Genomic DNA, 13,483 nt, shown 5'->3' with positions numbered 1-13,483 from the left:
TAGCCGCAGGTTGCTCAAAACACAGTTTTGAGGTTGTAGATAAGACTGACGAAGTCAGTGAGCATATCTACGTTAAGGCGACGCTGACGTGGTTTGAAGAGATTTTGAAAGAGTATTAGACCATACTTTTCCAAAATGCGCCCAAAAAACCTTGCAACTAGGTTACAAGGTTAATCACATTAATCAAAATTAACGTATTCTTTTTGAAGTTCAAGAACTTCTTCCATTGTTGAGCATTCTGTAAGGGCACGGTTTGCGTACTCTTCCATCTTAGCTGTGTCGAGTTTCTTCATCAAGCTGCGTGTACGAAGTACAGATGTTGCTGACATAGAGAACTCATCCAAGCCCATTCCGACAAGCAGTGGAACAGCTGTTTGGTCACCAGCCATCTCACCACACATACCAGCCCATTTACCTTCAGCGTGAGCTGCCTTGATAACGTTGTTGATCAAGCGAAGGATTGATGGGTTATATGGTTGGTAAAGGTATGAAACTTGTTCGTTCATACGGTCTGCCGCCATTGTGTATTGGATCAAGTCATTTGTACCAATTGAGAAGAAGTCAACTTCTTTTGCAAATTGGTCTGCAAGCATAGCTGCTGCAGGAATTTCAATCATGATACCAACTTGGATGTCATCCGCAACTGCAACTCCTTCAGCAAGAAGATTTGTTTTTTCTTCTTCATAAACTGCTTTAGCTGCACGGAATTCTTTCAAGAGGGCAACCATTGGGAACATGATACGCAATTGACCATGAACAGAAGCACGAAGAAGGGCACGGATTTGTGTACGGAACATTGCATCTCCAGTTTCAGAAATAGAGATACGAAGGGCACGGAATCCAAGGAATGGGTTCATTTCGTGTGGCATATCGAAGTAAGGAAGTTCCTTATCTCCACCAATATCCATTGTACGAACAACCACTGGTTTACCATTCATTCCCTCAAGAACAGCCTTATACGCTTCATACTGCTCATCTTCTGTTGGGAAGTCTTGAGAATCCATGTACAAGAACTCTGTACGGTAAAGTCCAACAGCTTCTGCACCGTTGTTGTTAACACCTTCAACGTCTTTTGGAGTACCGATGTTAGCTGCCAACTCGAAGTGTTTACCGTCAGCAGTCACTGTTTGAGCATCTTTCAAAAGTGCCCATTCAGCTTTTTGTTTAGCATAAGCTTCACCAGCTGCTTTAAATTCTGCCGCTTGTTCATCTGTTGGGTTGATAATCACTTCACCAGTAATTCCGTTAACGGCAAGGATATCACCGTCTTTGACGATTTCAGTGATGTTATTTGTTCCCAATACAGCTGCAATTTCAAGTGTACGTGCCATGATAGCTGAGTGGCTTGTACGTCCACCGATGTTTGTTACAAAAGCTTTTACAAAGTTTTTGTCCAATTGAGCTGTATCAGATGGTGTTAAGTCATGTGCAATCACGATTACTTCTTCATTGATAGAAGCTGGGTTTGGCAATTTCTTACCAAGAAGGTTTGCCAATACACGTTTTGTCACGTCGCGGATATCCGCTGCACGTTCTTGCATGTATGGGTTGTCTTCCATGCCTTCAAAGATAGTGATGAACATGTCAGTCACTTCTTTAAGACCTGCTTCTGCATTGACTTTCTTAGCACGAATTGTTTCTTTAATCTGACCAATCAATTCTGGGTCAGAAAGAACCATCAAATGAGCGTCAAAAACTTGAGCCGCTTCTTCACCAAGCGTACCTACAGCTTTCTCGCGGATAAGAGAAAGCTCGTTTTGAGAAGCTTCAAGAGCAACATCCAAACGAGCCTCTTCTGCGTTTGTATCTTCGACTGAAACAGTCTCGAATGACAAATCCGGTTGAACGAGTAGATATGCTTTTGCAACTGCAACACCGTCAGATGCTGCGATTCCTTTAAGCATTTCTGTCATTTCCCTTATGCCAATCCTTCTTTTTCCATTGTTTCTGAGATTGCAGCGATGGCGTCATCTGCATCTGCACCTTCAGCTGAGATAGTTACGTCAGCACCTTGGCCAACACCAAGACTCATAACACCCATAATTGATTTAAGGTTAACTGATTTACCTTTGTATTCAAGAGTGATATCTGAAGCAAATTTGCTAGCAGTTTGCACCAACAATGTTGCTGGACGTGCGTGAATACCTGTTTCTGCCACTACGTGGAAATCTTTAGAAGCCATAGTTTGACTCTCCTTTTGTTCTTTCTTTTTTGAGTTATATGTGATAACCCTTACAATTTGGTATTATATCATCTTCTAGGATTTTTTTCAAGCATTTTCTGGATTTTCCTTCAATTTCCTTTCAGATAACTTGCTGAAAATCTTCTATCCTAGATAACAAAACACAGGATATAGTTTCTTTAAAAACGATTTATAGGATAATCATTGCTGTTTTATAAAGCAAACACTACATATTGTGTTTTGTGAGCTTGACTAGAAAAACAGACCACTATATTTAGTTTAAATCATTGACAAAATTTTATTTTCTGATATACTAAGGTAGTATTAAATTTTAAAGAGGAGTTACACAATGGTAACCGTTTATTCTAAAAACAATTGTGTCCAATGTAAAATGACCAAGCGTTTCTTGGACAGTAATAACGTTGAATATAAAGAAATCAATCTTGATGAGCAGCCTGAGTACATCGATCAAGTCAAAGAACTCGGTTTTAGCGCAGCTCCTATTATTCAAACACCAACTGAAGTCTTTTCAGGTTTCCAACCAGGAAAACTGAAACAATTAGCATAATCTTAGTACATCATCCAGAAGAAACTGCTTCTAGGGCTAACTTAGAAGCCTTTCTTTTGTAATTAGATAAGGGAAATTTTATGGGATTAAAACATCTTGAGGACGTGACTTACTTCCGTCTCAATAACGAAATCAACCGTCCTGTTAATGGACAAATCATGCTTCATAAAGATAAGGAAGCCTTGGATGCCTTCTTTAAAGAAAATGTCGTTCCAAACACTATGGTTTTTGATTCAATCAAGGATAAAATCAACTACCTCATTGAACACAACTACATCGAAACAGCTTTTATCAAGAAATACCGTCCAGAGTTCTTGGAAGAATTGGCTCAATTTATCAAAGACCAAAACTTCCAATTCAAGTCATTCATGGCAGCTTATAAATTTTACAATCAATATGCCTTAAAGACGAATGACGGTGAATATTATCTTGAAAGTATGGAAGACCGTGTCTTCTTTAACGCCCTTTATTTTGCTGATGGGAATGAAGCTATTGCAATCGATATTGCCAATGAAATCATCCACCAACGCTACCAACCTGCTACTCCTTCCTTCTTGAATGCTGGACGTGCTCGCCGTGGGGAGTTAGTATCTTGCTTCCTAATCCAAGTAACTGATGATATGAACTCTATCGGACGTTCTATCAACTCGGCTCTTCAACTTTCACGTATTGGTGGTGGTGTGGGAATTACCCTCAGCAACCTTCGTGAAGCTGGTTCTCCTATTAAAGGGTATGAAGGAGCAGCTTCTGGGGTCGTTCCAGTTATGAAGCTTTTTGAAGACAGCTTCTCTTACTCCAACCAATTGGGGCAACGTCAAGGTGCCGGTGTTGTCTACCTCAACGTCTTTCACCCAGACATCATCGCCTTCCTTTCAACTAAGAAAGAAAACGCCGATGAAAAAGTTCGTGTTAAGACCCTTTCACTTGGTGTTGTAGTACCAGATAAATTCTACGAATTGGCGCGTAAAAATGAAGAAATGTACCTCTTCAGCCCTTACTCTGTAGAAAAAGAATACGGTGTGCCATTCAACTACATCGACATTACTGAAAAATACGATGAATTGGTCGCAAATCCAAATATTCGCAAGACAAAAATCAAGGCGCGTGATTTGGAAACTGAAATCTCTAAATTGCAACAAGAGTCTGGTTATCCTTATGTCGTCAACATTGATACGGCTAACCGTGCAAATCCTGTTGATGGAAAGATTATCATGAGTAACTTGTGTTCTGAGATTCTTCAAGTCCAAGAACCAAGCTTGATCAACGATGCTCAAGAATTCCTGCAAATGGGAACAGACGTTTCATGTAATCTTGGTTCAACCAACGTGGTTAACATGATGACTTCACCTGATTTTGGTCGTTCTATCCGTGCTATGGTTCGTGCTTTAACTTTCGTTACAGATAGTTCACACATCGTGGCTGTACCTACGATTGACCATGGAAATAGCCAAGCTCATACCTTTGGTCTTGGTGCAATGGGACTTCACAGCTACCTTGCACAACAACTGATTGAATATGGGTCACCTGAGTCTGTTGAATTTACTAGCATCTACTTTATGCTTATGAACTACTGGACTTTAGTTGAGTCAAACAATATTGCGCGTGAACGTGGTATTACCTTCCACAACTTTGAAAAATCAGACTATGCTAACGGAAGCTACTTCGACAAGTATGTGACTGGCGAGTTTGTTCCAAAATCAGACCGTGTTAAAGAACTCTTCAAAGATGTCTTTATCCCTGGTGCTGCTGATTGGGCTGAACTTCGCGACAAGGTTCAAGCAGATGGTCTTTACCACCAAAATCGCCTTGCTGTAGCGCCAAATGGTTCTATCAGCTATATCAACGACGTTTCTGCTTCTATCCACCCGATTACGCAACGTATCGAAGAACGCCAAGAGAAGAAAATTGGTAAAATCTACTACCCTGCTGCTGGCTTGTCTACAGAAACCATTCCTTACTACACTTCTGCCTACGATATGGATATGCGTAAAGTCATCGATGTTTACGCTGCTGCGACTGAACACGTGGATCAAGGACTTTCACTCACCCTCTTCATGCGCAGTGACATTCCAAAAGGCCTTTACGAATGGAAGAGGGAAAATAAACAAACGACACGTGACTTGTCCATCCTTCGTAACTATGCCTTTAACAAGGGAATCAAGTCTATCTACTACGTCCGCACCTTTACAGATGACGGTGGAGAAGTCGGTGCCAACCAATGTGAAAGCTGTGTGATTTAGTTTCTAGCATAGAAACACTATTTTTCCCTAAGCAGCACTGATAAAATCAAATCTACTATGTCATAACATAATTTATGTAACATTTTAAAAGTCGGGATTCCGACTTTTTGTGCGATACTCCTATAGAATTATGGTAAAATAGAATAATTGTGAGTTCGCAATACTAAACACAGAAAGAGATTTCAAATGGAAACTTACTATAAAGCCATTAACTGGAATGCCATCGAAGATGTCATCGACAAATCAACTTGGGAAAAGCTGACAGAGCAATTCTGGCTCGATACACGTATTCCCTTGTCAAATGACTTGGATGACTGGAGAAAGCTATCTAACAAAGAGAAAGACTTGGTCGGAAAAGTTTTTGGTGGTTTAACCCTTCTCGACACTATGCAATCTGAAACTGGGGTTCAAGCCCTTCGCGCAGACATCCGTACACCTCATGAGGAAGCTGTTTTCAATAACATCCAATTTATGGAATCTGTTCACGCTAAATCTTACTCATCAATCTTCTCTACCTTGAATACTAAGGCTGAGATTGAAGAAATTTTCGAATGGACCAATACCAATCCTTACCTACAAAAGAAGGCTGAGATTGTCAACGAAATCTACCTAAACGGTAGCCCACTTGAAAAGAAAGTTGCTAGCGTTTTCCTCGAAACCTTCCTCTTCTATTCAGGTTTCTTCACTCCCCTCTACTATCTTGGTAACAACAAACTTGCCAACGTTGCGGAAATCATCAAATTGATTATTCGTGATGAATCTGTTCACGGAACCTACATTGGTTACAAATTCCAACTTGGTTTCAATGAATTACCTGAAGAAGAGCAAGAAAAGCTAAAAGAATGGATGTACGACCTGCTCTATACTCTTTATGAAAATGAAGAAGGCTACACAGAGAGTCTTTATGACGGTGTTGGTTGGACTGAAGAGGTTAAAACCTTCCTTCGCTACAATGCCAATAAAGCTCTCATGAACATGGGACAAGATCCACTTTTCCCAGATTCAGCTGAAGATGTCAACCCAATCGTTATGAACGGTATTTCAACAGGAACTTCCAACCATGACTTCTTCTCTCAAGTCGGAAATGGTTACCTTCTTGGTGAAGTTGAAGCCATGCAAGATGATGACTATAACTACGGTTTAGACTAATTCTCCACCACTCTCAATCATCAAAAAGTAAACTAGAAACATCAAAGTTATAACCCAACAAAAATATCGAAAGTTTTGAAAATAAACCTCGATATTTTTGTTTTTGTTTTATTTTGTTGTTTTTGTATTTGAATGATGAGCTAGTTTATGGTAAGATAGTAGTAGGAAACGAGGTGATAATATGCTCAAACAAGAAAAATTAACCAAAATTTTAGAGACAGTAAATAGTAAAGGAACCATAACGGTTAAACAGATTATGGACGAAATAGCCGTTTCAGATATGACTGCAAGGCGCTATTTACAGGAATTAGCTGATAAAGATTTGCTGATTCGTGTGCATGGTGGAGCTGAAAAACTTCGAACCAACTCCCTTTTGACTAATGAGCGATCAAATATTGAAAAACAAGCCCTCCAAACGGCAGAAAAACAAGAAATAGCCCGTTTTGCAGGCAGTCTAGTAGAAGAAAGAGAAACTATTTTTATTGGACCAGGAACAACATTAGAATTTTTTGCGCGTGAGTTGCCTATTGACAATATCCGCGTCGTGACCAACAGTCTACCTGTTTTTCTGATTTTAAGCGAACGAAAATTAACAGATTTGATTTTGATAGGTGGAAATTATCGCGATATTACAGGTGCTTTTGTTGGCACATTGACCCTACAAAATCTCTCTAATCTCCAATTTTCTAAAGCTTTCGTTAGCTGTAATGGTATTCAAAACGGGGCTCTAGCTACTTTTAGCGAGGAAGAGGGAGAGGCTCAACGCATCGCTTTAAATAATTCTAATAAAAAATATTTACTCGCAGATCATAGTAAGTTCAATAAGTTTGATTTTTATACTTTTTATAATGTATCAAATCTTGATACTATTGTTTCAGATTCTAAACTAAGTGATTCAATCCTTTTTGAACTATCTAAACTTACTAAAGTCATCAAGCCTTAATCAACTGAAAGATTCTGGGTAACAACTCAATTTCAGAAGAAAATGAAGTAAATCTTCCCACAATAAAACGCATAGTATCAAGTTTTTTCAACACCTGATATTATGCGTTTTTCTGCGTTAAAGACTTTTTGCCCAATTGCTTTATCTGCCACCTCAAAGCTATGCATTGAGAAACCTGCGACTTGCTTTCTAGTTTAAAGTTGCTCTTTGATTTTCATTGAGTATAAGCAAGGTGATTAGATAAGAGTTTTGCAGAGTACTAGATATAAGATTTAACTTTTTTGGAAATTGGTTATGATTGTTGAAACGGCATAAAATCTGAATCAAAGGAGATATTATCCCGTTCTTCAGGATTGATAAAATTTAAAAACAAATTTTTAAATTCTTCTAGCTCATAGTCTGAATGGCAAATCCATTCTTTACCGGTAGAGACATACCATTTTCCAAGTTTTTTCAGCTCCTCATTAGTCAAACAAGGTATTTGAGAACATTTATCAAAATTGATAATATAAACTTTTTCATAAATAGATTGGATAAAATCTTTGAACATCTTTTTGCCTCACTAGAATTCTATATCTAATGACTAATTCTACTAGTCTATAATCTGAGTTTCTGCTACTTTCTTGTACCAGTGAGCTGATTTCTTAGGATAACGTTCTTGAGTTTCAAAGTCTACATAGAAGAGACCGTAACGTTTTTCATAACCGTTTGACCATGAGAAGACGTCCATCAATGACCAAATGAAGTAACCTTTTACATTAGCTCCATCTGCAATCGCATCAGACAAGACCTCTAAGTGTTGTTTCACATAATCAATACGGCCATCATCGTAAACAGTGTTATCAACGAACTCATCTTTATATCCAAGACCATTTTCAGTGATGTAAATCTTCTTGTAGTTCGGATAATCTTTCTTCACGCGCATGATTTGGTCATACAAACCTTGAGGGTAGATAATCCAATCCCAATCCGTACGTGGTACATAGTCAGGAGCTACACGACGACCAACACCTTTGATTTGGTATTTAGAGCTTCCTTTCTCACCCTTACCATTATGGATAATTTCAGTTTCTCCATCAAATGCTTCCATCCAATCACTCATATAGTAGTTGATGCCTAGAAAATCATTCAAGTCTTTTGCTGCTTCTAATGCTGTAAAATCTTCTTCACGAAGATCCAAGCTACCACCATTGACTGATAAGATATGGTTGACACCTTCCATCGTTTCAGCTGAATAGCGACCTAGATAAGTTGCATCCAAGATAAATTTATTGTGAATAATATCTTCCAACTCAGCTGCACGAACATCTGCTGGATTTTTAGGATCCAAAGGATACTTAGTTGGCAGAGCGTGAACAACACCAATTTCACCTTTATATCCTTTATCTTTATATAGTTTCACAGCGCGTGCATGAGAAACCATCATATTGTGGTGCGATTGGAAAACTTTGGTAAGGTCGTACTGAATACCTGGAGGGAATTTCCCAACCAAGTATTGACCATCACCGATTGGGCCAATTTCATTAAAGGTTGTCCAATAGTTTACTTCTGGAAATTCTTCAAAGCAGAAGGCAGCGTAGTCTACAAAGTGTTCGATATTTTCACGTTTTAAGAAGTCTCCATTTGAGTGGAGAGCTTCTGGCGTGTCAAAGTGATGAAGAGTTACAAAAGGCTCAACATGACGTTTGTGACACTCTGCAAATAGATTATGATAATACTCAACACCCTTCTGATTTACTTGACCGTAGCCTGTTGGGAAAATACGTGACCAGGCAATAGAAATTCGAATGCCATTGACACCATACTCTTCTGCTAGCTTTAGGTCAACTGGATATCGATTGTAAAAGTCACTGGCTGGTTCTGCAGTGTACCAATAGTTATCTTCAAGATATTTATCCCACGCAACTGGTCCTTTTCCATCAGTATGTGTAGCCCCTTCTGCTTGATAGGCAGCTGTTGCGCCACCAAAAATAAAGTCTTTTGGTAATGTTTTTGTCATTTTTTTCACCTATTTCTTGATTTAAATAAAGTAAAAGTGAGAGGAGTGGAGTCAGTGAGCCATCCTTCTCCATCTCACTTCTTGTAGCAAGTCACCGAATTGTGACATGAGGAGGTAAAAACGATATCTTTTTACCGAGGAATTAACAAGGCGATTAGGAAATTCGCCATAGTGATTTCCGTAACGAGAGGAAACTATTTCATAGCCCCTAGCCTTAATCGAATTGTGACATGAGGAGGTAAAAACGATACTTTTTTACCGAGGAATTAACAAGGCGATTAGGAAATTCGCCATAGCGATTTCCGTAACGATAGGAGACTATTTCAGAGTCCCTAGCCTTAATCGAATTGCTCTTGTACAAATGCAAGAGCACCTTTTCCATCACGAGTTAATTTGATGTATTGAGCGCCTTCTGTCTTGGCAAGTTTAATACCGAGTTTATCTGTTTCTGCTTTCATATCTTCAAAGTTTGAAGCAACTTGAGGGGCAAGGATAACCAAATCAAACTCTGGCAACATTTCACGGTGAGCACCATAGCCGCCTGCTGCTGCTTTCACAGGGACATTGTATTCTGCTGCTGCCTTATTCAAAGCATTTGCAAGGAGACCACTTGTACCTCCACCAGCACAGAGAACGAGGACATTTGTTTCTTCAGTGATGGTATTTTGTGCTGCTTCTACACCAGCTTTTTCAAGAATAGCATCTGCTTTTGCAGTGTTGAAGTTTGCAGCAACTTTTTCTTTCAATTCATCATTAGACTTACCTGAACGCTCTTCTTCAAGAATTTGTTCATCATATACTTTAAGGAATGGATAGTAAATGACTACGTCAACCACGATTAAAAGAGCAGCAAGAATGAATGATAGAACTTGGAAATTAGTACCAAGAACTAGACCTAGTGGAGCTGGGGTTGTCCATGGTAGATTAGCAGTAAATGAATTCATTCCAAGAGTTTCAATGAAGAATTTGAAAATCCATACGTTTGCAATTGGAGCAAAGATAAATGGAATGAAGAAGATTGGGTTCAATACAAGTGGTGCACCAAACAAGATTGGTTCGTTGACACCGAAGAAAGTTGGAACTACTGAAGCACGTCCGATTGCACGGTTACGTTTTGATTTTGTTAACCACATGAACATGAATGGAACAACCAGTGTCGCACCAGTACCACCCATGGTAACGATAAACATTTGTGTACCAGAAGTAAGAATCTTGTCAGCGTGCATACCTTGTTGGAGAAGGTTCAAGTTGACTTCGGCATTTGCATAGGTAATAGCTGCGATTGCTGGTTCAACGATAGATGGACCATGAATCCCAACAAACCAGAAGAAGGCAAAGGCACCAAAGATAATGGTAATACCTAGATAGCCATCAGCTGCAGAGAATAATGGTGCAAAGAATTTACCGATTGATTCTGCTACACTAGCACCAACAAAATGACGAGCTAGTAAATCAAGAGCATAAAGAGAAACAACTGAGAGAGTGAATGGAATCACATCTTTAAAGACTTGTGAGATATTAGGTGGAACTTCGTCAGGCATACGAATGGTAACGTTGTTCTTAACACAGACCTTATAGATAGCTACTGTAACAAAGGCAGCAAGGAAGGCTGAAAGCAAACCTTTTGTTCCAAGGAAATCTGTTGCAAAACCACCTGCAATTGGGTCAGCCGCCAACATCAACAAACCGACAATCGCTGCCAACAGTGTTGACATATAGTTGATTTGGTTGGTTTTTTCCATGCTACGGTTTACTGAGTCGGTCAGTGACTTAGCTGTTGTACCAGCTACCAAGAGAGCCAGAATACCCATAGAATAGCTATAAGGTTTCATCAGAAAGGCTACAACATCATCAGACCATTTAAAGCCCCATGAGTTTGGTACAAAGGCAATCAAGATAAAGATACTTGAGAAGAGAATAACAGGCATACCTGCAATGAAACCATCGCGAATAGCACGAAGATAGATATTACGAGATAGTTTCTCAAAGAAAGGCTTTCCTTTCTCAATAAATGCAATTAGTTTATTCATTATTTAACTCCTCTCTTATAAAGTTCGATTAAGTGGTGCATTAAGTCTTTTAACAAGATAGTTGTCATCAAGTGGTCTTGGCCATGCATCATGGTCACACTATACGCTAAGTCCTCACCAGAAGCTTCCTTAGTCAATAGACTTGTTTGCGCGTGGTGAGCCTCTGCGATACAGCTACCAGCTTCCTCTACCAGAGCGTCCGCTTTTTCAAAATCACCAGATTCAGCAGCCTTCAAGGCTTCTAATAGTTTTGAACGAGCATCGCCAGCATAGGCTACGATTTCAAAACCTAACAATGTTACTTCTTCTCTATTCATGATAGAATTCTCCTTATGTATTTTTAATTAAATTTTTATGACAATAAACGTTGGATATGTAGAACTAGATAAACTCGTTCACTTTTATACAAATCAAGACCCGTATGTTGCGTAATCACATCATAGATCTTGGAACCAATCTCGAAGGCTTTTGGATAGGATTGTTTAATATGATCTTCCATATCCAGAAGTGATTGGTTATCATCTCTAGATCTATCTAAATAATCCAAGAAATAATTCAAATGTATCATAAAGCGATCATAGAAATGGGTATTCTCTTTGGTTCGTTGAATTGCATATTCCTTCAAAACTTCTTCAACATTCCTGAGAATTTCTTTCCTCTTATCAATCGACTCCACAAGTTCCACTTCATTTTCACCTTCGGCATTAATGAAATGATAAGCAATCCGAATAATTTCGTCCTCAGGAAAATGATCCGCTAGCTTCTGACGGTAAATTTCAAATGCTTCATTTGCGATTTGAAAAGCGACAGGATACTTAGTGGAAATATCTGGCAGATTACTATCCTTGTACCTTCCTTGTGCTAGAGCTTGGTAAGAACAGTAAATATGATCTGTCAAGGTTACATAGAGATACTCTTGAATCGGATAATGATATTTCTTTGATAGCTTATCAATGATTTCATAGGTCACTGTGATAAAATCAAGCGGAACATCTTTGAGGAGAGCCATAAAGTTTTCTCTCGATTCTTCGGTCTTCATCCGAAAGATTTTCTCAACCTGCTGTTCAGCAATCAAATCCCCTTTCTTCTTTCCGAATGCAATCCCCTTACCAATCACAATCACTTCTTCTCCTTTATCATTTCTGACAAGTGAAACATTGTGATTCATTGGATTTAGAATTCGATACATGTCAACCTCCTTTTATATTTTAAAGGTATATGAGTATAAAAAATGACCACAAATGAACTAGAAAATCAGCCGATTTCTAATTCACCTGTGATCATGCCTAATCTTACTTAGTAACACTCACCTTGTATTAACTTGTGATTTAAGTATAACACAAGTAAGTTAATTTGTAAACCTTTACATACAACTTTTTTTAAACTTAACTATGTTCTAAAATTCATCAAACAGAGGATCTGTTTTTATTTATTTTTGTAAATCAAAACAAAAACAGGAAGACAGAAAAATAAAAAAGTAGCTACATTTTTAAAATTCATTAAATCTAATAAACAAAGAACACAAGAAACTATAAAACAAAATACGGTTATTTTTTTAAACGAACTATTCATAAAGAAATAACCTTTAAGGTAAATCTATGGTGTAAACAAGGTTTACAAATGGCACCTCTACTGTAGCTACAGCAACTGTCCAATAATTTTCTACAGCAGTTTTTACAGCCCAGCCAATCGCACCACTTATTACAGCAACAAACCCAGCCGTAACAGGATTAACCGCAAATTGTTTTAAATGCCATCCAGCATATCCAGTAGCGAAAGCTCCAGCAGCCCAGCCACCCATCCCCCTCACTTGAGGACCAAGATTGAAACGAAAACCTACAGGACCTCTTTCGTAAACGTTAGGCAACTCTTTTACAGCTTCATACATCAAACTTGCTTCTTGTACAGAAACACCAATATTTTTTGCTAGCTCTTCAGGAGTACCTTTTAAATTTATATTTCCAAATTTATCTACATAAAAATAATCTTCCAAAATTTGACCAGCATTTACAATATCTTCTGAAACCGAAACATTATAAAATTTATTCCCATCAACATTCAAAACAATATCATTTGCTTTATCTACTCTAGTTAGGGCACTATCTGCAAATACAGAATGACTAACCATAGGTAAGGCTGATGAGAATATTGAAACAATACCTAGTCCTACAACTAACGCTTTAAAACTCTTTTTAGTAGCCATTTATCTTCTCCTTTTATAGAACAATGAATGAAATGTGCATCTAAATATAGTTTATTCTGGCAATATTGTTTCCGTATTTTTCCTTCCTAGCTCGTAAAATAAACTATATCCTATTTTTATTATACTTCATATAGTTATTTTCTAATTCATATGTAACCGCCCAATAACG

Annotated in this window: 12 protein-coding genes; 4 read left to right on the top strand and 8 right to left on the bottom strand. The window is 38.3% G+C overall.

What is annotated here, in order from left to right; genetic code table 11:
• Window positions 1–179: 179 nt before the first annotated feature.
• Window positions 180–1,913: a phosphoenolpyruvate--protein phosphotransferase gene (gene ptsP / locus HT719_RS08170; RefSeq protein ID WP_000138148.1), complete on the bottom strand. Its 1,734-nt coding sequence runs from the start codon at window positions 1,911–1,913 to the stop codon at window positions 180–182.
• A gap of 5 nt (window positions 1,914–1,918) precedes the next feature.
• Window positions 1,919–2,182, bottom strand: coding sequence for a phosphocarrier protein HPr (locus HT719_RS08165; protein WP_000146947.1), 264 nt, complete (start codon window positions 2,180–2,182; stop codon window positions 1,919–1,921).
• 349 nt (window positions 2,183–2,531) lie between these two features.
• Here HT719_RS08165 and nrdH point away from each other — a divergent pair, with 349 nt between their 5' ends.
• The 4 genes from nrdH to HT719_RS08145 all read left to right on the top strand — a co-directional run bounded on the left by nrdH (window position 2,532) and on the right by HT719_RS08145 (window position 7,082).
• Window positions 2,532–2,750: a glutaredoxin-like protein NrdH gene (gene nrdH, locus HT719_RS08160; RefSeq protein WP_000259242.1), complete on the top strand. Its 219-nt coding sequence runs from the start codon at window positions 2,532–2,534 to the stop codon at window positions 2,748–2,750.
• A gap of 80 nt (window positions 2,751–2,830) precedes the next feature.
• The gene (nrdE, locus tag HT719_RS08155; RefSeq protein WP_172928842.1) at window positions 2,831–4,990 is read left to right on the top strand and encodes a class 1b ribonucleoside-diphosphate reductase subunit alpha; all 2,160 of its coding nucleotides are present in this window, start codon (window positions 2,831–2,833) and stop codon (window positions 4,988–4,990) included.
• A 186-nt stretch (window positions 4,991–5,176) separates the two neighbouring features.
• The gene (gene nrdF / locus HT719_RS08150; RefSeq protein WP_000451369.1) at window positions 5,177–6,139 is read left to right on the top strand and encodes a class 1b ribonucleoside-diphosphate reductase subunit beta; all 963 of its coding nucleotides are present in this window, start codon (window positions 5,177–5,179) and stop codon (window positions 6,137–6,139) included.
• 181 nt (window positions 6,140–6,320) lie between these two features.
• Complete coding sequence (locus HT719_RS08145) at window positions 6,321–7,082, top strand: DeoR/GlpR family DNA-binding transcription regulator (protein WP_000917605.1); 762 nt, start codon at window positions 6,321–6,323, stop codon at window positions 7,080–7,082.
• Window positions 7,083–7,374: 292 nt separating this feature from the next.
• On the opposite strand, the gene HT719_RS08140 is transcribed toward HT719_RS08145, so the two are convergent.
• From HT719_RS08140 to HT719_RS08115, 6 genes are all read right to left on the bottom strand, one after another.
• On the bottom strand, window positions 7,375–7,632 hold the full coding sequence (locus tag HT719_RS08140; protein WP_078934339.1) for a DUF3884 family protein: 258 nt from the start codon (window positions 7,630–7,632) through the stop codon (window positions 7,375–7,377).
• Between the two features lie 42 nt (window positions 7,633–7,674).
• Window positions 7,675–9,081 (bottom strand): 6-phospho-beta-galactosidase, encoded by a 1,407-nt coding sequence (gene lacG, locus HT719_RS08135; protein ID WP_172928840.1) that lies wholly within the window; start codon window positions 9,079–9,081, stop codon window positions 7,675–7,677.
• A gap of 338 nt (window positions 9,082–9,419) precedes the next feature.
• On the bottom strand, window positions 9,420–11,111 hold the full coding sequence (locus tag HT719_RS08130) for a lactose-specific PTS transporter subunit EIIC (protein WP_172928838.1): 1,692 nt from the start codon (window positions 11,109–11,111) through the stop codon (window positions 9,420–9,422).
• Window positions 11,111–11,428, bottom strand: coding sequence for a PTS lactose/cellobiose transporter subunit IIA (locus HT719_RS08125; RefSeq protein WP_057522535.1), 318 nt, complete (start codon window positions 11,426–11,428; stop codon window positions 11,111–11,113). The genes HT719_RS08130 and HT719_RS08125 overlap by 1 nt, the downstream gene beginning before the upstream one ends.
• Window positions 11,429–11,463: 35 nt before the next feature.
• Entirely contained in the window at window positions 11,464–12,300 is an 837-nt protein-coding gene (locus HT719_RS08120) for a transcription antiterminator (protein WP_172928836.1), read from the bottom strand.
• A gap of 396 nt (window positions 12,301–12,696) precedes the next feature.
• Window positions 12,697–13,314: a hypothetical protein gene (locus HT719_RS08115; RefSeq protein ID WP_172928834.1), complete on the bottom strand. Its 618-nt coding sequence runs from the start codon at window positions 13,312–13,314 to the stop codon at window positions 12,697–12,699.
• Between the last annotated feature and the right edge of the window lie 169 nt (window positions 13,315–13,483).

Source organism: Streptococcus sp. k-378 (assembly GCF_013277505.1).
GTDB classification, from domain to species: Bacteria; Bacillota; Bacilli; order Lactobacillales; family Streptococcaceae; genus Streptococcus; species Streptococcus pseudopneumoniae.
This window is presented reverse-complemented; position numbering and strand designations above follow the sequence as displayed.